This is a genomic window from Micromonospora sp. WMMD714 (assembly GCF_029581315.1).
Taxonomy (GTDB): domain Bacteria; phylum Actinomycetota; class Actinomycetes; order Mycobacteriales; family Micromonosporaceae; genus Micromonospora; species Micromonospora rifamycinica.
The window spans coordinates 6,905,499-6,926,417 of record NZ_CP120744.1 but is presented as its reverse complement, the minus strand read 5'-3'; the positions used below and the strand labels follow the sequence as shown (position 1 = coordinate 6,926,417).

At 73.4% G+C, this 20,919-nt stretch carries 20 protein-coding genes; 4 read left to right on the top strand and 16 right to left on the bottom strand.

From position 1 onward, the window contains the following. Window positions 1-345 precede the first annotated feature (345 nt). From O7625_RS29445 to O7625_RS29415, 7 genes are all read right to left on the bottom strand, one after another. Window positions 346-738: a VOC family protein gene (locus O7625_RS29445; protein WP_282343172.1), complete on the bottom strand. Its 393-nt coding sequence runs from the start codon at window positions 736-738 to the stop codon at window positions 346-348. 4 nt (window positions 739-742) lie between these two features. Beyond that, complete coding sequence (lipB, locus tag O7625_RS29440) at window positions 743-1,381, bottom strand: lipoyl(octanoyl) transferase LipB (RefSeq protein WP_282343170.1); 639 nt, start codon at window positions 1,379-1,381, stop codon at window positions 743-745. Between the two features lie 103 nt (window positions 1,382-1,484). Continuing rightward, window positions 1,485-3,308 (bottom strand): DUF2079 domain-containing protein, encoded by a 1,824-nt coding sequence (locus tag O7625_RS29435; protein ID WP_282343168.1) that lies wholly within the window; start codon window positions 3,306-3,308, stop codon window positions 1,485-1,487. A gap of 97 nt (window positions 3,309-3,405) precedes the next feature. Further along, on the bottom strand, window positions 3,406-4,305 hold the full coding sequence (locus tag O7625_RS29430) for a TIGR01777 family oxidoreductase (RefSeq protein ID WP_282343166.1): 900 nt from the start codon (window positions 4,303-4,305) through the stop codon (window positions 3,406-3,408). Window positions 4,306-4,406: 101 nt separating this feature from the next. Then, the gene (locus tag O7625_RS29425; protein ID WP_282343164.1) at window positions 4,407-5,054 is read right to left on the bottom strand and encodes a DUF4276 family protein; all 648 of its coding nucleotides are present in this window, start codon (window positions 5,052-5,054) and stop codon (window positions 4,407-4,409) included. After that, complete coding sequence (locus tag O7625_RS29420; RefSeq protein WP_282343162.1) at window positions 5,051-6,478, bottom strand: AAA family ATPase; 1,428 nt, start codon at window positions 6,476-6,478, stop codon at window positions 5,051-5,053. The genes O7625_RS29425 and O7625_RS29420 overlap by 4 nt, the downstream gene beginning before the upstream one ends. Window positions 6,479-6,648: 170 nt before the next feature. Beyond that, entirely contained in the window at window positions 6,649-7,650 is a 1,002-nt protein-coding gene (locus O7625_RS29415) for an aldo/keto reductase (RefSeq protein ID WP_282343161.1), read from the bottom strand. 46 nt (window positions 7,651-7,696) lie between these two features. Here O7625_RS29415 and O7625_RS29410 point away from each other — a divergent pair, with 46 nt between their 5' ends. Beyond that, the gene (locus O7625_RS29410) at window positions 7,697-8,077 is read left to right on the top strand and encodes a MerR family transcriptional regulator (protein WP_282343159.1); all 381 of its coding nucleotides are present in this window, start codon (window positions 7,697-7,699) and stop codon (window positions 8,075-8,077) included. A gap of 17 nt (window positions 8,078-8,094) precedes the next feature. Here the strand turns inward: O7625_RS29410 and O7625_RS29405 are convergent, their stop codons facing one another. From O7625_RS29405 to O7625_RS29390, 4 genes are all read right to left on the bottom strand, one after another. Next, window positions 8,095-8,265 carry a hypothetical protein gene (locus O7625_RS29405; protein ID WP_282343157.1) on the bottom strand — a complete coding sequence of 57 codons (171 nt, stop codon included), beginning with the start codon at window positions 8,263-8,265 and terminating at the stop codon, window positions 8,095-8,097. A gap of 32 nt (window positions 8,266-8,297) precedes the next feature. Further along, on the bottom strand, window positions 8,298-8,735 hold the full coding sequence (locus tag O7625_RS29400) for an LLM class flavin-dependent oxidoreductase (protein WP_282343156.1): 438 nt from the start codon (window positions 8,733-8,735) through the stop codon (window positions 8,298-8,300). 105 nt (window positions 8,736-8,840) lie between these two features. After that, window positions 8,841-9,452 (bottom strand): hemerythrin domain-containing protein, encoded by a 612-nt coding sequence (locus O7625_RS29395; RefSeq protein WP_282343155.1) that lies wholly within the window; start codon window positions 9,450-9,452, stop codon window positions 8,841-8,843. 235 nt (window positions 9,453-9,687) lie between these two features. Continuing rightward, complete coding sequence (locus O7625_RS29390) at window positions 9,688-10,293, bottom strand: TetR/AcrR family transcriptional regulator (protein WP_282343154.1); 606 nt, start codon at window positions 10,291-10,293, stop codon at window positions 9,688-9,690. A gap of 232 nt (window positions 10,294-10,525) precedes the next feature. On the opposite strand from O7625_RS29390, the gene O7625_RS29385 reads away from it, so the two are divergent. Next, window positions 10,526-11,470: an SDR family NAD(P)-dependent oxidoreductase gene (locus O7625_RS29385; RefSeq protein ID WP_282343153.1), complete on the top strand. Its 945-nt coding sequence runs from the start codon at window positions 10,526-10,528 to the stop codon at window positions 11,468-11,470. A 149-nt stretch (window positions 11,471-11,619) separates the two neighbouring features. On the opposite strand, the gene sucB is transcribed toward O7625_RS29385, so the two are convergent. Then, window positions 11,620-13,452 (bottom strand): 2-oxoglutarate dehydrogenase, E2 component, dihydrolipoamide succinyltransferase, encoded by a 1,833-nt coding sequence (sucB, locus tag O7625_RS29380; RefSeq protein ID WP_282343151.1) that lies wholly within the window; start codon window positions 13,450-13,452, stop codon window positions 11,620-11,622. Window positions 13,453-13,523: 71 nt separating this feature from the next. Further along, window positions 13,524-14,912, bottom strand: coding sequence for a dihydrolipoyl dehydrogenase (gene lpdA / locus O7625_RS29375; RefSeq protein WP_282343149.1), 1,389 nt, complete (start codon window positions 14,910-14,912; stop codon window positions 13,524-13,526). Between the two features lie 180 nt (window positions 14,913-15,092). Here lpdA and O7625_RS29370 point away from each other — a divergent pair, with 180 nt between their 5' ends. After that, window positions 15,093-15,422, top strand: coding sequence for a hypothetical protein (locus tag O7625_RS29370; protein WP_282343146.1), 330 nt, complete (start codon window positions 15,093-15,095; stop codon window positions 15,420-15,422). A 178-nt stretch (window positions 15,423-15,600) separates the two neighbouring features. Here the strand turns inward: O7625_RS29370 and O7625_RS29365 are convergent, their stop codons facing one another. Next, window positions 15,601-17,172 carry a leucyl aminopeptidase gene (locus tag O7625_RS29365; protein ID WP_282343144.1) on the bottom strand — a complete coding sequence of 524 codons (1,572 nt, stop codon included), beginning with the start codon at window positions 17,170-17,172 and terminating at the stop codon, window positions 15,601-15,603. Window positions 17,173-17,336: 164 nt separating this feature from the next. Between O7625_RS29365 and gcvT the strand changes: the two genes are divergently transcribed. After that, window positions 17,337-18,467 (top strand): glycine cleavage system aminomethyltransferase GcvT, encoded by a 1,131-nt coding sequence (gene gcvT, locus O7625_RS29360; RefSeq protein WP_067313625.1) that lies wholly within the window; start codon window positions 17,337-17,339, stop codon window positions 18,465-18,467. Window positions 18,468-18,653: 186 nt separating this feature from the next. Here gcvT and O7625_RS29355 read toward each other — a convergent pair whose 3' ends face one another. Beyond that, window positions 18,654-19,949, bottom strand: a complete 1,296-nt coding sequence (locus tag O7625_RS29355; protein WP_282343141.1) for a DUF2314 domain-containing protein — start codon at window positions 19,947-19,949, stop codon at window positions 18,654-18,656. A gap of 65 nt (window positions 19,950-20,014) precedes the next feature. After that, entirely contained in the window at window positions 20,015-20,788 is a 774-nt protein-coding gene (cobS, locus tag O7625_RS29350) for an adenosylcobinamide-GDP ribazoletransferase (protein ID WP_282343140.1), read from the bottom strand. Between the last annotated feature and the right edge of the window lie 131 nt (window positions 20,789-20,919).

Below are 20,919 nucleotides of genomic sequence, written 5' to 3'. Positions count from 1 at the left end.
CTCTCCGTGATCGGCGCGGGGTGTTAGCGAAGCCCATTTTTGTCACGTCTCAGCCAGCGCCCCGCTGAACAGGGGTTTTGCCGCTGCCTCTCTCCGGCCTACCCACCTGCCCCTCCGCACTTTGCTCTGCTGCCATCGACGCGACGGTAACTTTCCGCATGCGGTGCCTTTAGGGCAGCAGAGCAAAGTGGGGGAGAGGGGTAGGTGTTACCCGTAGCTTTTCTTACGCTGCGTAGCGTATTGGGAGGTGCTGCGGCCGACGGCGCTGGGCGGTAGCGTGGTGGATACGGTGCCGGTGGATCTGCGGCGGCCCGACGGGGCAACGGGAGCGGCGGGGTGGCGGGGTCAGGCCGGGCCGAGCAGGTCCCAGCGGTTGCCGGCGATGTCCCGGAACACGGCCACCCGACCGTACGGTTCGGTGCGCGGAGGCGTCACGAACTCCACGCCGGCGTCGACCATCCGCCGGTGGACGGCGTCGAAGTCGTCGACCCGGAGGAAGAAGCCGACCCGGCCGGCGACCTGGGCACCGACCGCCGCGTCCTGCCGCTCGCCGTCGGCGCGGGCCAGCAGGATGCCGGTCTGCGCGCCGGGCGGACGGACCACCACCCACCGCTTCGGGCGGCCGTCGTTGGTCAGCGAGGGCGCGTCCTCGACCAGCTCGAAGCCGAGAATCCCGGTGAAGAACGCGATGGCCGGGTCGTAGTCGGCGACGACGAGGGTGACGAGGTCGATCCGCACCGGCTCAGCCGAGCAGGGTGGGCAGGTGCCGCTCCACCACGGGCAGCACCTCGGCCACCGTCACGGGGCGGCCCAGCTCGGCGGTGAGCGAGGTGGTGCCGGCGTCGGCGATGCCGCACGGCACGATCCGGTCGTAGTACGACAGGTCGCAGTCGCAGTTGATCGCGAAGCCGTGCTGGGTGACACCCCGGGCGACCCGGATACCGATGGCGGCCACCTTGCGGGCCGGGCCCCGGTCGTCGTCGGGCACCCAGACGCCGCTGCGTCCCTCGACCCGGCCGGCGGTCAGCCCGAACTCGGCGCAGACGTCGATCAGCAGCTGCTCGGTGCGGCGGACGTAGGCGACCACGTCGACCGGGTCGGGTAGCCGGACGATGGGGTAGCCGACGAGCTGCCCCGGCCCGTGCCAGGTGATCTTGCCGCCCCGGTCGACGTCGACCACCGGGGTGCCGTCCATCGGTCGGTCCCAGGGCTCGGTGCGCTTGCCCGCGGTGTAGACGCTCGGGTGCTCCAACAGCAGCACCGTGTCGCCCCGCTCGCCGGCCACCACCTCCGCGTGCAGCCGTCGTTGCTCGTGCCACGCGGTCGGGTAGTCGACCACCCCGGCCCGGACGGTGGTCACCCCGGAAGTCGTCACGCTCACCGTGCGAGCCTAGCGCCGCCCACCCGTGCCCCGCCCCGTGAGCCTCGTCGCGCCACCCTCGGTGACCCCGGCGACCCTCCCGGGGAGCGGGCCGGCGGGCTGGTCAGGAGGTGGGGACGGTCCAGAGCCAGACGTCGTCCACCCGGCGTGGCTCGCCGAGCAGCGCGGTGGCGGTGCGGCGCAGCGCGTCCTCGTCCAGGTCGTACTTGGCGCCGTGCACCTCGTCGGGGAGGACGACCGCCTCGACCCCCCAGTACCGCAGGTCCTCCCGGGACAGCCGGATGCTGCCCTCGGTGACGATCGGCACCAGCCCGGTCCGGCCGGCCTGGTCCATCAGGGTGTCGAAGGTGCGCGGCGGAGGGCCGATCCGGCCCCGCCCGTCGGGGCCGCCGGGGCCGAGGAAGAAGCCGGCGGGAAGCCGGAACTCACCCTGCCGATGGGCCAGGGCGTACGCCTGCCAGCGCTGGCCGTCAGGGGTGACGTCCAGGGTCAGCGGGATCGGGGTGAGCACCCCGCCCGGTGAGACGTACTCCCGCCAGGTGCCGGCGGTGACGAACTCCGGCACCGGCGGACGGACGCTGGTCAGCAGCGGGGTGGGCAGCAGCGGCAGCAACGCCGCCGCGAAGCCCGCCCCCCACGCCCAGGCCGCCGTCCGGCCCGGTGGCGTCGTCCGCAGCCGGTCGATGGTGTATGCCAGCAGCACCCCGATCACCGGGGCGACCACCAGGGCCAGCCGGGACGGCAGGGCGGCGTTGACCACCGGCAGGTCGTCCAGCACCCCGAAGGGCAGCAGTTGCCCGGTGCGCCGCCCGTTCCACTGCGCCACCGGCCCCCAGGAGAGCACCGCGAAGACCACGGCGGTCACCCCGAGCGCGGCCAGCGTGGCCCGCCGGCCGGGGCTGGCGCGCCGCCACAGCCACCCGAGACAGGCCACCGTGAGCAGCAGCAGCGGCAGCCCGAAGAAGCTGTTCTCCTCGGTCGGGTTGGGCGCCAGCGTGGTGTCCAGCCCGGCGGCCCCGGCCAGCGACCGGCTCGGGTACGCCCCGAACGCGGCGATGTCCTCGGAGTGGATGACCGGGTCGAAGCCGGTGCCGTGGAAGCGCTGCGGCCCGGCGAAGTGCAGCCACAGCGGGTACGCCAGCAGCACCCCGGCGACCAGCGCGGTCACCGCCAGCCCGCGCAGGAAGTCCGGCAGCGCGGCGCGGGCCTGCGTCCGTCGGGCCGGGTGCAGCGCCCAGACGGCGAGGAACACGGCGATCGCCAGGGCGGTGAAGAACAGCCCCTCGGCGGCGATCGAGAAGGCCACCGCGACCAGCAGGCCGAGCAGCAGGCCGCCCCGCCGCCAGTGCCCCGGTCGACCCAGCGCGAACACCGCCGCCACCAGCAGCGGCACCAGCCAGCCGGCGGTCCAGTTCAGGTGCGCGTTGGCGTGCGCGACCATGCCGGGGGAGAAGGCGATGGACAGCGCCCCGACGCCCGCCGCGAGCCGGCTGGCGACGAGCCGCCGGGAGAGCAGCCAGTACCAGGCCAGCGCGGTGGCGGCCAGGTTGAGGGTGAGGATCACCAGGAACGTCGCCGGTGGTCCGACCAGGTACGTCAGCGGCGCGAAGACCACCGCGTACACGGTGATCGAGGTGTTGACGGCGAGGTTCACCCCGTCCGGCACGTTGAGCAGGTGGGTGAAGAGCGGGTTCTCCCCGTGGGTGACCGCGTGTCCGCCGAAGGCGAGCAGCCACTCGAACAACGCCTGGTCGCTGGAGTTCACGGTGATCGCCCGCTGGTCCGGGTCGCGCCACAGTCCGCTGGTGACCCAGACCGCCAGCACCACCGCGATGATCACCACGATCAGGTCGGCCCGTCGACCCCGGCGGGCGTCCGGTGCGGCGGTGGGCGGCTGGTCGGCGGCCAGGGTCGGGGAGGTCGGCACGGAGCGGACGTTACCAACCGCAACCGGACCCGCCGGCCGGACCCGCGGACCCGCCGCCGGGCGGACGTCCTCGGCTCGCCGGGCGACCGCCCCCGGCTCAGTCGGTCAGGGCGGCGTGCAGGGCGGCGGGCAGCTCGGGATGGGTCCAGGTGAAGCCGGCCCGGGTGAGCGCGGCGGGCAGGACCCGGGTGCTGGCGAGCGCCTCCTGGGCGAAGCCGCCCAGGGCGACCTTCAGGGCCACCGCCGGGATCGGGACGATCGCCGGCCGGTGCAGTTGGCGGGCGAACTCCCGGGTGAACTCGGCGTTGGTGACCGGGTTCGGGCCGACGACGTTCACCGCGCCCGCGGTGTCCCCGGCGTCCAGCAGGAACACCACGGCGTCCAGCCAGTCCCGCATCGAGATCCACGGCAGCCACTGCCGCCCGCTGCCCAGCCGGCCGGCGACGCCCAGCTTGAACGGCAGCAACTGTGGCTTGAGCAGCCCCCCGTCGCGGTGCAGCGGCAGACCGGTCCGCAGCCGCACCACCCGTACCCCGGCGTCCTCGGCGGGCCGGGTCGCGGCCTCCCAGACCCGGCACACGTCGGCGAGGAACCCCTCACCCGCCGGGGCGTCCTCCTCGACCACCCGGTCGCCGGTGTCGCCGTACCAGCCGACCGCGGAGGAGTTCAGCAGCACCCCGGGGCGGTCCGCCGCCGGCAGCCCGGCGATCGTGACGGCCAGCGTGGTGGTGCTGTCCACCCGGCTGGACCGGATCACCCTGCGGTAGTCGTCGGTCCATCGCTTGTCGCCGACCCCGGCCCCGGCCAGGTTGACCACCGCGTCGGCCCCGGCCACCACGGCCGGGTCGAGCTGCCCGGCCGCCGGATCCCACCGCCGTTCGTCCGGGGTACGCGGCGACCGCCGGACCAGCCGGATGACCTGGTGCCCCTCGTCGGTGAGACGATCGACCAACCGGGTGCCGAGAAAACCGGACGCGCCGCCCATCAGGATCCGCATACTCCCATCTTCGGCTACGGATGGGGATGCGGATGCGTGGAGCGGCATGAGTCACTCGGCTGTCGCAGCGGCGGATCTGCTCCGCACTACTCGCTGTCGCGCTACCGGTGTGGCTCCCACCGCGCGGCGATCCTGTCGATGTCCTCACGTAGCCGCTTCCAGCTGTCGAGTCGAGCGACCGGCCCTGACGGATCGAGTAGTTGCAGTAACTGACGTCGATGTTGGTTGAACCGTTTGCGGACGGCCTCCCTTCGGCGACCGGTCTCTCCCGATGCGGCCAGGAGACAGGTTCGGAGCATCTCCTTCGGATCGGCGAGCGCCTCCACCTCATGTCTTTTCGGCAGGGTGAGGCCCATGCGTCCCGTCGGGTTGCCGGCCACCAGCCGGATGGTCGTCTCGTCGAGCAGTAGCCATGCCTCCGTCATACGCACCGGGATCACCGGGATGAGTGCGCTCGCCACGTCGAGTGATCCGATCGCACCGGTGATCTCTCTCAGCCTGGCATCGTGGCCGGCATTGTCCGCGTCCCGGTGCACCACGACCAGATCGACGGGCGCGCCGACCAGCCGTAGGCCGGCAGCCACCCGGGACCGCACATCCTTGTGGACCTTTCCGAGTAGAGAGAAGTCCGGTTGACTCAGTCGTACCTCGATGCCTCGCTCGAGGAACAGGGATTCGATGAGCTCGGCGAGGGGAGCATCGGAACTGCCCTCCGCCACGAACAAGCCGGAGTAGGAGCGTTGCCTCATCCCACCATGTCCAACGGGAGTCGCAGTTGAGCCCCGGGAGGCGCGGCGAGGTAGGCCACGACATCCGCCTCGGAGAAGCTCGGCTGCCCTGGCGTGGCCCGCCACGAGTCGCGGTAGGGCAACAGTGCCAATGCCCTGGTGACCGTGCCGTCCGGTGCCAGTCTGGGCCTGACGTCGGCCAACAGAAGGTCGGACGGGGCGCAGAGTGCCATCACCCCCGGCGAGTGCGTGTTCACGATGACCTGTCGGAACGGGTTGGTGTCCGCAGGGGCCACGGTGGGATCAACAGCGAGATCCTGAACGAGTTGCACCATCGCAGGCAGGTTGGCCGGGTGGATGCCATTCTCCGGCTCCTCCATGCAGATCAGTCCGGTGAAGCCCGGATCCTCCAGCAGAACGCAGAGTGCCAGGAACCGCAGGGTGCCTTCCGATAGTGCCCGAGCCGGCAGCCGGAGATTGCTCTTCTCCTGCAGGAAGAGCGTGAAGACCTCCCGGACCTGGTCCAACTCCACGGTGATTCCTCTGACGCCGAGCCCGATGAGATCAGACAAGCGACCGGCGACGCGGGCATAGAGGGCAGCCGGGTCGGCCTCAGAATGGTCCCCGGTGGGTTCGTTGGCAATTCGGTAGAGCGCTGCGGCCAGGTGGCGGCCGTCGGGGGCGAGCGAGCGAGGATCGGCGAAACCGTCAGGGGCGCGTAGGGCGGAGGGTTCGAGCGCCAGTCTGCGCCAGCTCTGCATCTCCCGTCGCGCCGCCAGGATCGTCGGGTAGTCATTGGTGGTGACTGTACTCAGGACGGTACGACCGGCCCGCGCCGCTGCTCGCGGTTGAGGCTTACCTCTGCTCCCGCCGTCGCCGTGCACGTTGATCACCGTGCCGGTGTCTCGCTGCTCAGTGGAGAGGAAAGGGCCGCCACGTCGTTCACCGCGTACCACGCCGTTTCGGAAACGTGCGACGTTGTGACGGAATCTGAGATGTTGCCCGGCCTCACCGCGCCGGATGTGCCGTAGCTCTTCACCGAGCAGACTCAGCCGGCCGATGCTGCCCTCACGCGTCGGGGTCTCGAATCCGAGCGTCACTTCGTACCGAAGAAAGGTCGTGGTGGCATCAGCGGCTGTCCCGAGGTCGTCCTCCACCTCGGTCGGCACGATCATTTCGGCGGCGAGCTTGAGGCGATGCTCGTGGTCCCGATAGCCGTCCCAGAACAGGTCGCGGGGGTCGCCCCCGCGCACACCGGAGGAACCGCGGACGCGTTGCGACGCCTCGACAAGACTGTCGCTGGCGAGGTACGACATGAACTCGATGGCGTCGAAGATGTTCGACTTGCCGACGCCATTGGCGCCGGCGATGCAGGTGAACGGACCAAAATCGACCGCGATATCGAGCAGGTTCTTGAAACCCTGCACCTCGAGCCGCGTCAGCATGGCACGAGCCTAGTCGTCGAGAAACCTCTCACCGGGGGCACCTCGGCTGCCGGCGCGGCGGCGAACCGGCTCGACCGCAGGGGCGAGACCCTGCGGTCGAGCTCCGGACGGGTACGGGGAGGACGAGATGTGTCCGTCTCGGCACCGCTGAGCGGCACGGTGTCGATAGATCAGGCGCTCGGCGAGACCGGACGCAGATCGGCGAGGAGCCGCTCCACCTCGGCGAACGCGTCCGCCGGCAGCGGGCCGAGGGTGAGGGTGGCGAAGTTCTCCCGGGCCTGCGCCACCGTCCGGCAGCCGGGGATCGGCACCGTCCGGGGGCTGCGGGCGAGCAGCCAGCCCAACGCCCCCTGGGCGAGCGTGCGGCCGTCCGAGGTCAACGCCGCCCGGACCGCCGCCACCCGGGCCGACCACTCGGGGCTGGGGCGGCCGTCGCGGAACCACACCAGCCACTGCGGTGCCCGCACCCGTACGTCGTCCGCCCCCGGCGTGCGGGTGGCCCCGGTGAGCAGGCCCATCGCCAGCGGCCCCCGGTTGAGGCTGGCCAGGTCGAACGTGTCGCAGACCGCCAGCACCTGCGGGTTGTCGTTGAGCACCGACTCGTCGTGTTCGACGGCGACGCAGTGCGGTCCCGCCTCGGCGAACGCCCGCGCCGACGCCGGGTCGTCGGTGCTCCAGCCGTACCCCCGGATCTTGCCCTGGGTGACCAGGCCCTCCAGGGTGTCGACCAGGTCGAGCGCGGCGGACGCCGCCAGGTCGTTGAGGTGTAGCAGGTAGAGGTCGACGTGGTCGGTGCCGAGCCGGCGCAGCGACCCCTCCAGGCTGGCCACCGCGTACGCCGGGTCGGCGTCGACGCCCAGCGCCCGCCGGGTCGCCTCGTCGCTGCGGTTGCCGAACTTGGTGACGATCACCGCCCGGTCCCGCCGGCCGGCGAGCGCCCGGCCGAGCACCCGCTCGCTGTGGCCGGCACCGTAGTTGCTGGCCGTGTCGAAGAGGGTGACCCCCAGGTCGAGGGCCTGGTGGACGGTGGCGACCGACTCGTCGTCGTCCACCTCGCCCCAGCCGTATGGCTGACCGTCGTCGCCCCAGAGCGGGCCGCCGATCGCCCAGCACCCCATGCCGACCGCGCCGACCTCGATTCCGCTGCGACCCAGAGTCCGTGTCGTCGTCATGCCGACCAGTGTTGAACCTGGAGTGCGCTCCAGGTCAAGCGGTAACATGCGGCCCGTGTATTCGCCCTCGGAGGCCGCCCGGCGCAGCGGGTTCAGCCTCGACACCCTCCGCTACTACGAGAAGATCGGCCTGCTCAGCGGCATCGGCCGCACCTCCGGCGGCCGTCGGGTCTTCACCGACGACGACCTGAGCTGGCTGGTGATCTTCCGGTGCCTGCGCGACACCGGCATGCCGATCGCCGAGATGTGCCGCTACGCCGAGCTGTCCCGCGCCGGCGAGCACACCGTCGTCGCGCGGCAGGAGCTGTTGGAACAACACGCCGCCCGGGTCGAGGAGCAGATGACGCTGCTCCAGCGCCAGTACGCCCACCTGCGCGAGAAGATCCGCTTCTACCAGGGCGTCACCGGGGCGACCCCCGCCCCCTGAGCGCCCGACCCCGCCGGTCACGGGTGGGTGGACCCCGACCCGTCCTGGGCCGGTGGGGCACCGGGCAGCCGGGCCAGCACCGGGACGAGCGGTTCGAGGGCGTCCCGGCGTACCACGAAGCGGGTGACGCCCCAGCGACGCCGGTGGGCCGCGACCGCCGCGACGATCTCGTCCACCGTGCCGATCAACACGAACGGGGTGGCCAGCAGCTCGGCGACGGTCAGTCCGATCCGTTCGGCCTGGAGTCGACCGTCACCGGGGAGCCGTCGAGCAGGGCGCGGACCGCCTCGGCGACGGCCACGCAGCGGCGGACCCGACCGGCGACGTCGGGGTGTACCCGGCCGACGGCGGCCCACTCGGCGGGGGCGTGGCCGGCCCCGACGCCGAGCCGGGCCCGCCCGCCGGAGACCAGGTCGAGGGTGGCCACGTCGGCGGCGAGCAGGATCGGTTCCCGCACGCCCAGATTCGACACGTACGAGCCGAGTCCGATCGTGGTGGTCACCGACGCGGCGGCGGCGAGCGCGACGAACGGGGACGTCACGTCGCCCGGGTGGTCGGCGGCGAGCAGGGCATCGAAGCCGGTCGCCTCGGCTCGCCGGGCGAGGTCGACCCAGTCCGCCGCGTCGGTCGGGGTCGCCTGGAGCGAGACGACGGTCACCGGCCCAGCTTCGCCGACGCGGGTCGCCCCGGCCATCGCGCAGGCGCGGATTCCGCCGACCGGAGAATCCGGGCCGTCCACCCAGGTTTCCGCCGACCCACGCGATCACCAGTCCGGTGGCGGGGACACACCGAGCAGCTCCTCGGTGCCGCCGGCCCGGTCGCCGAGCGCGTCGAGGGCGGCGGTGAGGGTGCGTTCCTCGTAGCGGAAGTGAGATCCGAGGATGGCGGACAGGCCGTCCAGCTCGACGCGCACCCGGTCCAGGGCCGCCGGGTCGTCCACCGGCGGATCGGCGACCAGCGCCTCGATCCGCCGCACGATCCAGTCGACCATGCGGTGGTCCCGGCTGAGCTTGTCGAGCACCGGCCGCAGCTCGGGTGCCTCGTCGGCGAGCACCCGGAACGCCCCCGCGTCCTCGCCGGTGTGGTGCCGGGTCAGCGCGGCGCAGAAGCTGAGACAGTGGGTACGCAGGTGGCGCAGCCGGCCGCCGGGAGGCGACCGATCGTCCCCGGGACCGGCAGTGCGTCGACCCGGCCCGGCCGGCGGCCCGTCGTCGGCGGGCCGACCCGTGCCGGGAGGGCGATCGGCGTCGGTCGACGGGTCGGTGTCGAGGGCGGCCCGGATCTGGTCCAGCTCGTCGAGCAGCCAGAGATGGATCTCTACCAGTTGGTGGCCGAGCGCGGTCAGGCGGTCGGTCGGGGTGGAATCGGGGTGCACGTGTGTCCCATGCTGTCCCGCGCCTCCATGCCCTCGGCGGTCTCCTTGCCGGGTGCACCGCGACGCTGCACCGATCCTACGACGTGCCCGGCGCGCTGTCCGACCCCGAGGGTGACGCACCCGGCCGTGCCGTCCGACCGCTGATCGGGCCTCCTCGTGCCGACGGGACCGCCGGGGCGGCCCCATGCGCCCGTGCGTGGCCGGCCCGCCCGGCGGGCACGCCCCGGGATCAGGCTCAGTCGGCCGGGTGCCGGCGCAGCCCGGCCATCAGCAGGTCGAGCAGCCGGCCGGCGAGGTCCCGCTGGTCCGGCCCCTGGGCGGCCAGGGACATCCCGCTGAGCCCGGCCAGCACGTCGCCGGGATCCACGTCGGGGCGGATCGTGCCGGCGGTGACGCCGGCCGTCAGCAACCGGGTCAGCGCGGCGACCAGCAGGTCCCGGCTCTGCGCGTACGGGTTGGTGCCGGCGGCGACCACCAGGCGCAGGGCGTCGGCCATACCCCGCTTGGTGGCCAGGTAGTCGACGAAGTGGTCCATCCAGGCCCGGGTCGCCTCGGCGGCGGGCAGCCGGGCCAGCAGCTCGTCGGCGGCGGCGCACAGCTTGGCCAGCTCGCTGCGGTAGGCGGCCTCGACCAGGGCCTCCCGGGTGGGGAAGTGCCGGTAGAGGGTGCCGATGCCGACCCCCGCGTCGCGGGCGATCGCCTCCAGGGTCACCTCCGGCCCCTGCCGGGAGAACGCCCGGACGGCGGTGTCGAGCAGCCGCTGCCGGTTACGCAGCGCATCGGCGCGCAGCGGGCGGGGGGCGGGCTGCGGCGCGTCGCCTCCGGGGCGGTTCTGCGGCACGTCGTCTCCTGGGGTCCGGTACGGCACGGGCCGCCGGTCGGCGTCCCGGCGGGCGGGGTTTCTCCGGTCGTGAGCCGCCGCCCGAGGTGTCACACGGCCCGAGGCGCGACGCGGCCCGGTTGGCAAACGGAGGAACCTCCGGTTAGGCTCGGAAGCTGTAACGGAGGGGCCTCCGCTTCTCATCGTAGCGGCCGGGCCGCTCGACCCGCGCCGCGCCGGACAAGGACGGATCATGACCACCAACACACCAGTCCGCACGCCCTTCGACGCCAGCAGCACCGCCCTGGAGGTGGTCCGGGACGTCGACCTCACCGGCCGCCGCGCCGTGGTGACCGGCGGCGCCTCGGGCATCGGCGTGGAGACCGCCCGCGCGCTCGCCGCCGCCGGGGCCGACGTCACCCTGGCCGTGCGGGACCTCGACGCCGGCCAGCGGGCGGCCCGGGACATCACCGCCACGACCGGCAACGACCGGCTGCTGGTCGCCCCGCTCGACCTCGCCGACCAGGCGTCGGTGGCCGCCTTCGTGGCCACCTGGGACGGGCCGCTGCACCTGCTGGTGAACAACGCCGGCGTCATGGCGTCGCCCGAGCGGCGCACCGCCGAGGGCTGGGAGTTGCAGTTCGCCACCAATTACCTCGGCCACTTCGCCCTCGCCACCGGACTGCACCGCGCCCTCGCCGCCGCCGACGGCGCCCGGATCGTCTCGGTCAGCTCGGCGGCGCACCTGCGGTCGGAGGTGGTCTTCGACGACATCCACTTCCGGCAGCGCCCCTACGACCCGTGGCTGGCGTACGGGCAGTCGAAGACCGCGAACGTGCTCTTCGCGGTCGAGGCGAGCCGGCGCTGGGCAGACGACGGCATCCTCAGCAACGCGCTGATGCCCGGCGCGATCCACACCAACCTCCAGCGGCACGTCAGCGCCGAGGAACTGGAGCGGATGCGGGCCGCCAGCGGCGGCGGCGCGGCCAGCTGGAAGACCGTGGAACAGGGCGCCGCCACCTCGGTGCTGGTCGCCACCTCGCCGCTGCTCGACGGGATCGGCGGCCGGTACTTCGAGGACTGCCAGCAGGCCGCCCCGCACCAGCCGGGCACCCGTACCGGAGTCGCCGACTACGCCCTCGACCCGGCCGCCGCCGAGCGGCTCTGGACGGTCTCCGAGCAGACCCTGCGCGGCTGACCCGCCGCTCGGCACGCCAGCGCGGTGACGACGAAGGTCCCCGCGCGGCGGGCCAGGGCGGTGACGACGAAGGTCCCCGCTCGGCACGCCGGGTGGTGACGACGAAGGCGCCCCGGTCGACCGACCGGGGCGCCTTCGTGGACGGGTCGTTACAGGCCCAGCTCGGCCTCGAAGTTGCCGCCCTCCAGCCGCTCCTTGACCGCGACCAGGAAACGGGCCGCGTCGGCACCGTCGATCAGCCGGTGGTCGTAGGACAGGGCCAGGTAGACCATCGACCGGATCGCCACGACCTCACCCAGGTCCGGGTCGTTCACCACGACCGGACGCTTCACCACGGCACCCGTGCCGAGCATCGCCGACTGCGGCGAGGGCACGATCGGGGTGTCGAAGAGCGCGCCCCGGCTGCCGGTGTTGGTCAGCGTGAAGGTCGCCCCGGCGATCTCGTCCGGGCTGATCTTGTTGGTCCGGGTGCGCTCGGCCAGGTCGGCGACCCGCTTGGCGATGCCGCCCAGGTTGAGGTCACCGGCGTTGTGGATGACCGGCGTCAGCAGGCCCCGCTCGGTGTCCACCGCGATGCCGAGGTTCTCGGCCTCCGGGTAGGTGATGGTGCCCGCGTCGAGGTCCATCCGGGCGTTCACGACCGGGTACGTCTGCAGGGCCTCGATGGCGGCCAGCGCGAAGAACGGCAGGAACGACAGCTTCACACCGTGCCGCTGCTGGAACGAGTCCTTCGCCTGCGTCCGCAGCCGGGCGATCCGGGTGACGTCCACCTCGATGACCGTGGTGAGCTGCGCCATCTCGTGCAGCGACTCCTGCAACCGGGTGGCGATGGCTTTGCGGATCCGGGTCAGCTTCTCGGTGCTGCCCCGCTTGCCGCTCGGCTGCGGCTTCGCGGCCGGTGCCGCCGGGGCGGACGGCTGCGGGGTGGGGGCGGGCGCGGCCTTGGCCGCCTTCGCCTTCTCCGCCGCCTCCAGCACGTCCTGCTTGCGGATCCGGCCACCGACGCCGGTGCCGTTGACCGACGCCAGGTCGACGCCGTGCTCACCGGCCAGCTTGCGCACCAGCGGGGTCACGTAACCGGGGACCTCGCCGCCGCCCTGGGCGGCGGCGAGGGCAGCCGACGGTCGGGCCGGCGGGGCCGCGGGAGCGGCCGGCTGAGCGGCCTGCTCGGCCTTCGCCGGCTGGGCCGCCGACTCGGCCTCGGCGGCCGGCTCGTTGTATCCCGCGCCCGGGGTGGGCTCGGTGACCTCGGGCTCCGGCTTCGACTCGGCCTTCGGGGCCGGCTCGGCCGCCGCCTTCGAGGCGGGCTCCGGCTCCGGCGCCGACTCGGCCGGGGCGGCGCCCCCGGCGGTGCCGATGACCGCCAGGTCCGCGCCGACCGCGGCGGTCTCGTCCTCGGGGACCTTGATCTCCAGGACGGTGCCGGCGACCGGCGACGGGATCTCGGTGTCCACCTTGTCGGTCGACACCTCCAGCAGCGGCTCGTCGACCTCGACGGTCTCGCCGACCTGCTTGAGCCAGCGGGTGACGGTGCCCTCGGTGACGCTCTCGCCCAGGGCCGGCATCTTCACCGCGGTGCCCTCGCCCGAGGACGCCGGGGCGGCCTGCGCCGCCTGCTGCTCCTGCTTCTGCTCGGGCTCCGGGCCGGTGCCCTCGGCGGCGGCCGTCGGTTCGGTGGCCGGCTCGGCCTGCTCCGGCTCGGCGGCCTCGTCGTCCTGCGGGGCGTCCGAGCCGGCCGACTCGCCCTCGCCGGAGATGACGGCCAGCTCGCTGCCGACCTCGGCGGTCTCGTCCTCAGCGACCACGATCCGGCTCAGCACCCCCGCCGCGGGGGACGGGATCTCGGTGTCCACCTTGTCGGTCGACACCTCCAGCAGCGGCTCGTCGACCTCGACGGTCTCGCCCTCCTGCTTGAGCCAGCGGGTGACGGTGCCCTCGGTGACGCTCTCGCCGAGCCGAGGCATGGTGACCGATACCGGCATGTTCTGAAACTCCTTCGTGGCCTGGTGCGATCCTCGCCCGCTTGCCGCCGGCGTCGCGGAATGAGTGTGGGTCAGGCGTGCGCGTGCAGCGGCTTGCCGGCCAGGGCCAGGTGCGCCTCGCCCAGGGCCTCGTTCTGGGTCGGGTGGGCGTGCACGAGCTGCGCCACCTCGGCCGGGTAGGCCTCCCAGTTGTAGATGAGCTGCGCCTCGCCGATCAGCTCACCGACCCGGGCTCCGACCATGTGCACGCCGACCACCGGGCCGTCCTCGACCCGGACCAGCTTCACGAAACCGGCGGTCTTGAGGATCTGGCTCTTGCCGTTGCCGCCCAGGTTGTAGTTGTAGGTGCTGACCTTGTCGCCGTACTGCTCCTTGGCCTTCGCCTCGGTCAGGCCCACCGACGCAAGCTCCGGGTCGGAGTAGGTGACGCGCGGGATGCCGGCCTCGTCGATCACGGCCGGGTTCAGGCCGGCGATCTCCTCGGCGACGAAGATGCCCTGGGCGAAGCCCCGGTGGGCGAGCTGGAGGCCGGGCACGATGTCGCCGACCGCGTAGACGTTCGGTACGCCGGTGCGCAGCCGCTCGTCGGTCAGCACGTACCCCCGGTCGAGCTTGACGCCCTGCTGCTCGTAGCCGAGGTCGGCGGTGTTCGGCCCCCGGCCGACGGCGACCAGCAGCAGCTCGGCCTCGACGGTCTCGCCGCCGGCGATGGTCAGCTTGACGCCCTTCTCGGTCTTCTCGACCTTCTCGAACGGCTTGCCGACCTTGAAGTTGATCTTCCGCTTGCGGAACGCCCGCTCCAGCGCCTTGGACGACTCCTCGTCCTCGGCGGCCACCAGCCGGGGCAGCGCCTCGACGATGGTCACGTCCACCCCGAAGGACTTCCACACGCTGGCGAACTCGACGCCGATCACGCCGCCGCCCAGCACGATCACCGACGCCGGAACCCGGTCCAGGGTCAGCGCGTGGTCGCTGGTGATGATCCGCTCACCGTCGACCTCCAGGCCGGGCAGGCTCTTGGCGTACGAACCGGAGGCCAGGATCACGTTGCGGCCGGTGTACCGCTTGCCGTCGACCTCGACGACGTTCTTGCCGACCAGCTTGCCGGCGCCCGCCACGAAGGTGATGTTCTTGTTGCCGCCCACCAGCCCCTGCAGGCCCTTGTACAGCCGGGAGATCACCCCGTCCTTGTACGCGTTGACCCCGGCCATGTCGATGCCGACCAGCTCGGCCTGGACGCCGAACTGCGCCGACTCACGGGTCTGGTCGGCGATCTCGGCCGCGTGCAGCAGTGCCTTCGTCGGGATGCAGCCGTTGTGCAGGCAGGTGCCGCCGAGCTTGCCCTTCTCGACGAGCGCGACGGAGAGGCCAAGCTGGGCGGCACGCAGCGCCGCCGCGTAGCCGCCGCTGCCACCTCCGAGAATGACGATGTCGAAGGTTGCGTCGTTCGGCTCGCTCACGTCCAACTCCCTGGTCGCTTCGCTGCATCGGGGGTCACGGCGGGGCGGCACGGGCAGACCCCACCTCGGTCATCTTGTCACTTGCCCGTCCGCAGCGCGTACCGAGGTGCCCAACGACACGTCACCGACACGTACTCTTGTCACCGTCCGCGACGACGGACGGGGGAGAGGAGTAGCCCGGTGGCGCTGTTCCGGCGACGCAAACCGCCGACTCCGGCCAACCGTGACCGGCCGGCCGAGCGGGCCGACCTGGATCACCTGGCCGACTTCGTCCGCACCCGGCGGGGTGTCGAGGCGTACCTCGAACCCCGGACCACGATGACCGAGACGACCGTCATCATGATCGCCGACGACGGCGAGTGGACCCGGCGGCGGATCGACGGCCCGGACGGCGCCCGCCGCTTCGCGCACGCCCTGGGCATCCCGATCTACGACGTCCGGCTGATGGGCTACCCGCAACGGATGCGCGACTACAACGAACGCCGCAAGCGCCGGCCCGAACTGTTCTGACTGGCGACCCCCGCCCGGCGTCGCGCCCGTCCCGCGAGGCGTCGCCTCGGGCGGTCGTCGCTCCGGGTAGGCCGGCGTAGCTCCGAGTTGGCGTCGCTCCGGGTAGGCCGGCGTCGCGCGGTACGGGCCGGCGCGGACGGGATGCCGTCGGGGGCACCCCGTCCGCGGGTCGCGCAGGTCAGCCGTGGGCCGCGACGTCCTCGACCAGCTGCAGCAGGGTGCGGACCGGTACGCCGGTGCCGCCCTTGGTCCAGTAGCCGGTCGGCTCGCCCACGTGGTAGCTCGGCCCGGCGATGTCGATGTGCGCCCAGGCCACCCCGTCGGTGACGAACTCGCGCAGGAACACCCCGCCCTGGAGCATGTGGCCGGCCCGGTCCATCCCCGCGTTGACCTGCGAGATGTCCGCGACGTCCGAGTCCATGCCCTTGCGTACGTCGTCCGGCAGCGGCATCGGCCAGGCCGGCTCGCCGACCGCGTCGCCGGCCTCCCGTACCCGCTCGCACAGCTCGGGGGTGCCCATCACCCCGGCGATCCGCTTGCCCAGCGCGACCACCTGCCCACCGGTGAGGGTGGAGGTCTCGAACAGGTAGTCGGTGCCGTCGGCGCAGGCCCGGGCCATCGCGTCACCCAGGATCATCCGGCCCTCGGCGTCGGTGTTGAGCACCTCGACCCGCTTGCCGTTGAACATGGTGACCACGTCACCCGGCCGGTAGCTGGTGCCCGACGGCATGTTCTCCGCCATCGGCAGGTACCCGGTCACCGTCACCGACGGCTTGAGCGCGGCGATGGCCAGCATCGTCGCGCCGACGGCCGCCGCGCCGGCCATGTCGGACTTCATCTCCCACATGCCCTGCGCCGACTTGATCGAGATGCCGCCGGTGTCGAAGGTGATGCCCTTGCCGACCAGCGCCACCCGCTTGCCGTTGGTCTCGCCCTCCGGGGTCCAGGTCAGCTTGACCAGGCGCGGCGGGGCCTCGGATCCCTGACCGACGGCGGTGATGCCGCCGTACCCGCCGGCCCGCAGCTCCGCCTCGTCCAGCACCTCGACGTCGAGCCCGGCGGCCCGCGCGGCGGTGGCCACGGCCTCGGCGAAGGCCGGGGGCCGCAGCTCGTTCGGCGCGGTGTTCACCCAGTCCCGGGTGGTCCGCACCGCCCCGGCCACCACGGCGGCCCGGTCCACCTCGGCGCGGGCGGCCTGGTCGGCGGCGTCCGGCACGGCGATCAGCACCTCGGCCACCGGCTCCCGCCGGGTCGGCTGCGGCTTGGTCTTGTAGCCGGCGAACCGGTAGCCGCCGAGCAGCGCGCCCTCGGCGACCGCGCGGAGCGCGGCCGGGGCGTCGGCGTCGTCCGGCAACGGCAGGCTCAGCGCCACCCGGGGCGCCCCGGCCAGGGCCCGGACCGCCGCGCCGGCCGCCCGGCGCAGGGTCTCCGGGCCGGGGGCGGCACCGGTCGGCTCCGGACCCAGCCCGACCGCCACGACCAGCGGCGCGGTGACGGTGCCGAGCGTGGCCAGCTTGATCACCTCGCCGGGACCGCCGGTCGCGCCGAGCAGGGCGAGCGTCTCGGTCAGTTTGCCGTCGAAGGCGGCGGCGATGCTCTCCGCACCGTCGGCGAGCAGCAGGGTACCCGCCGGGCCGCTCGTGGCGTCCGGGCCGGTGGTCTGGCTGTGCACGCCGATCACGACCGCGTCGACCGCGAGTTCGGCAGGGTCGGTGTCGACCAGGCTGAGGGTGGTGCTGGACGATGTCACTGAAGCTACTCCGGGCGGGCCGGGCCGGCCGCGTCGTCGCGTACCGGCGGTGTGATGGTCTCCGGCGGCAACCTACCCCGCCGGAGCGCGGGTGTGTCCCGCCGACGTGCCGACGGGCCCCGCCGATGCTAACCAGCGGCACACCCCCCGGTAAGTTGCCACCCATGACGGACGTGACCTCCGACGCCGCCGCGACCCGGCTGCGCCGTTCCCCGCTGCACGCGCGACACGCCGCGCTCGGCGCCAAGTTCGCCCCCTTCGGGGGCTGGGAGATGCCGCTGGAGTACGCCGGCGGCGGGGTGCTCAAGGAGCACACGGCGGTACGGACGGCGGTCGGCGTCTTCGACGTCTCGCACCTGGGCAAGGCCCGGGTGAGCGGCCCCGGCGCGGCCCGGTTCGTCAACTCCTGCCTGACCAACGACCTGGACCGGATCGGGGCGGGCCGGGCGCAGTACACGCTCTGCTGCGACGACGCCACCGGCGGGGTGGTCGACGACATCATCGCCTACCGGTACGCCGACGACCACGTCTTCCTCATCCCGAACGCGGCGAACACCGCCGAGGTGGTCCGCCGGCTGCGTGCCGCCGCACCGGCCGGCGTGGAGGTCACCGACGAGCACGAGCGGTACGCGGTGCTGGCCGTGCAGGGTCCGCGCTCCGCCGAGCTGCTCGACGCGCTGGGCCTGCCCACCGGGCACGACTACATGAGCTTCTCCCCGGCGACGCTGGCCGACGCCGGGCTGACCGTCTGCCGGACCGGGTACACCGGCGAGCTGGGCTACGAGCTGGTGGTCCCGGCCGACCACGCGGTCGCGGTGTGGGACGCGCTGTTCGCCGCCGGCACCGGTGTCGGGCTGCGGCCCTGCGGGCTGGGCGCCCGGGACACCCTGCGCACCGAGATGGGTTACCCGTTGCACGGGCAGGATCTCTCCCTGGAGATCACCCCGGTGCAGGGCCGGTCCGGCTGGGCGGTGGGCTGGGACAAGCCGGCCTTCTGGGGCCGTGACGCGCTGCTCGCCGAGAAGGCCGCCGGCCCGCGTCGTACGCTACGCGGCCTGGAGGCCGTCGACCGGGCCATCCCGCGCGCCGGCATGACCGTGTACGTCGGCGACGCCCCGGTGGGCACGGTCACCAGCGGCACCTTCAGCCCGACCCGCAAGCAGGGCATCGCCCTGGCCCTGCTGGACACCGCCCCGAAACTCGCCGACGGCGCCCTCGTCGAGGTCGACATCCGCGGACGCCGCGCCCAGATGCGGGTGACCCGTCCCCCCTTCACCACCCCCTCGGTCCGCTGACCCACCCCCCACCCCACCCCCGCCCTCCGCTGCGCCCCCGCTGGCCCCCGGTGATCAAGAGGTTTACGTCAGGTCCGGCCGAGATCCTGACGTAAACCTCTTGATCACCGGGGCGAGCCGGGCGCGGGGCGAGCGCGAGCCGAGCGCGGGGGCGCGGAGGGTGGGGTGGGGTCGGGCGGGGAGGGGTCAGTGGGTGGGGTGGGGGCGTTCGCCGGCGTCCAGGACGGCCTGGGTCCAGCCGCCCTCGATGACGCCGGTGCCGTCCAGGACCGCCCAGTCGACGACCTCGGCGACCGGCACCACGACCGGGGAGCCGATCCGCACGGTGGGGTCGGTGTTGGCGTCGCTGGCGCTCGCGCCGACGATCCGCTCCGGGGAGTCCCACGAGTTCACCCCGGCCCAGACGTACTCGGGGCCGTCGTCGCCGGGCAGGCCGTACTTGACCACCAGCTGTGACTCCGGGGGCAGCCCGTCGGCGAGGAACCGGGCGCGGATGTCGTCCAGCCCGGCGCGGGCGGTGGCGATCGCCCGGCTCATCGCGTCCCCCGAGCGGGCGTACCGGACGTCCGGCTCGATGCCGGAGAACAGGGTCGCGCAGGCCGTCGCGTAGTAGCGGCCGTCCGGCCCCGGATGACCGGGGGGCGGGCGCAGGCTGAGGAACGAGTCGGCCTCCGGATCGGTAGCCGGGTCCAGCTCCAGGCGCAGCAGCACCGGGGCCGTCGCGCCGTGCTGCTCCGGATTGCCGTACGCCACCGCGATGTCGTGCCCGGTCACCGTGGCCAGCACCGGCAGCTGCACGAACGCCGGCACCTCCTCGCCGGCGAGGCCGTCGGTCCAGTCCCGCAGCAGCCGACGGGCCGCCCCGGTCAGCACCGCCCCCCAGGCTCGGGTCAGGTGGTCGGGCACCCCCTGGGTCTGCAACTCCAGCATCCCGAACCGGCGGAGCCCCTTGGTGGTGAACCACAGCCCCTCGGTGTCCGACGAGTAGGGGACCAGCACCCAGTCGACCAGCCGGATCCGGCCCTGTGCGTCCGGCAGCGACCTGAGCGCCGTCGCCGGGTCGAGGAACTGCAACCCGAACACGTCCACCACGTCGCCGTCGACCGACTCGGCCACCGCGGCGGCCACCGCCCGCGCCGCCCACTCGTGCGCCGGCGGCCAACCCGGCCGGTACTCGGCCCGCACCACCACCAGGTGACTGGCGGCGGCGAGCCGGCCCAGTTGGGCCTCGGTGGCACCGAAGGCGGTGAGCAGGTCCGGCGGCAGCTGCGGGAACTCGTCGATCGACCGGGTGTCCACCGACATCAGCGGACTGTCCAGCATCTGCGTGGCGAGGCCGTACACCGGGTCGGCGAGCCGACCGGCCAGTGCCCGTACCGCGGTCTTCGGGCTCACCCGCGGCAACCCCGCCATCGGCACCAGGTAGGTCGCGCTGAGCGACTCCGGGACCGGTACGGGCAGGAAGTCGTCCGTGATGAGCAAGTCGTCCCCCGGAAGGCCGTGCCGGTGTTGTCGGGGCAAACGCTACCCGCCGGGCCGCGTCGTCCTCAGCCGGACAGCACCAAGCCCAGGTAGACCAGCGTGGTCACCACCTCGACGGTGGCCCCGAGCACGTCGCCGGTGATCCCGCCGAACCGGCGTACCAGGTGCCGGAGCAGGCCGGTCACGACGGCGAGGGAGGCCAGCACGGCCACCGGCCCCTGCCACGGGCGGCCCGGCACGGCCGGCACCGCCACCAGCGCGACGGCGACCGCGCCGACGACCGGCCCGACCGGCCCGACCGTGCCGGCGACCAGCGCGCCGAGCCCGTCCGGGCGGGCCGCCGGCACCCCGCGCCGGCAGGCCAGGGTGACGCCGAGCCGACCGGCGGCGGTGCCGGCCACCACCGCCGCGAGCGTCGCCGGCCACGACCGGCCGGCCAGCTCCGCGAGCGTCGCCGTCTGGAGCAGCAGGACGACCACCAGGGCGACCACGCCGAACGGCCCGACGTCCGGCTTCTTCATGATCTCCAGCGCCGCCGGGCCCCGCCGGTACGACCCCAGCGCGTCCACGGTGTCGGCCAGCCCGTCCAGGTGCAGCCCCCGGGTGAGCAGGGCCGCCGATCCGACGGTCACCCCGGCGGCGACCAGGGGCGGGGCCAGCGCGGCCAGCAGCAGCAGCACCCCGCCGAGCAGCCCGCCGAGCAGCGCACCGACGAGCGGGGCGAGCGCCATCGCGGTGCCCGCCGTGGTCCGGTCGATCCGTCCGGTCCGGACCGGGGCGATGGTGAGGGTGGTCAGTGCCAGTCGGAGCCCGTCGCCGCGCCCGGACTCAGCCGGCACGCCGACCGGACGGGTCGCGCTCCGGCCCGGTGTCGCCGCGCTCCGGGCCGGTGCCGTCCGCTCCGGCGGACTCCGCGGCGTCGTGCGCCCCGGCGGGCTGCGCCCCGGCGGCGGTCGGGTCGGGAGTGACG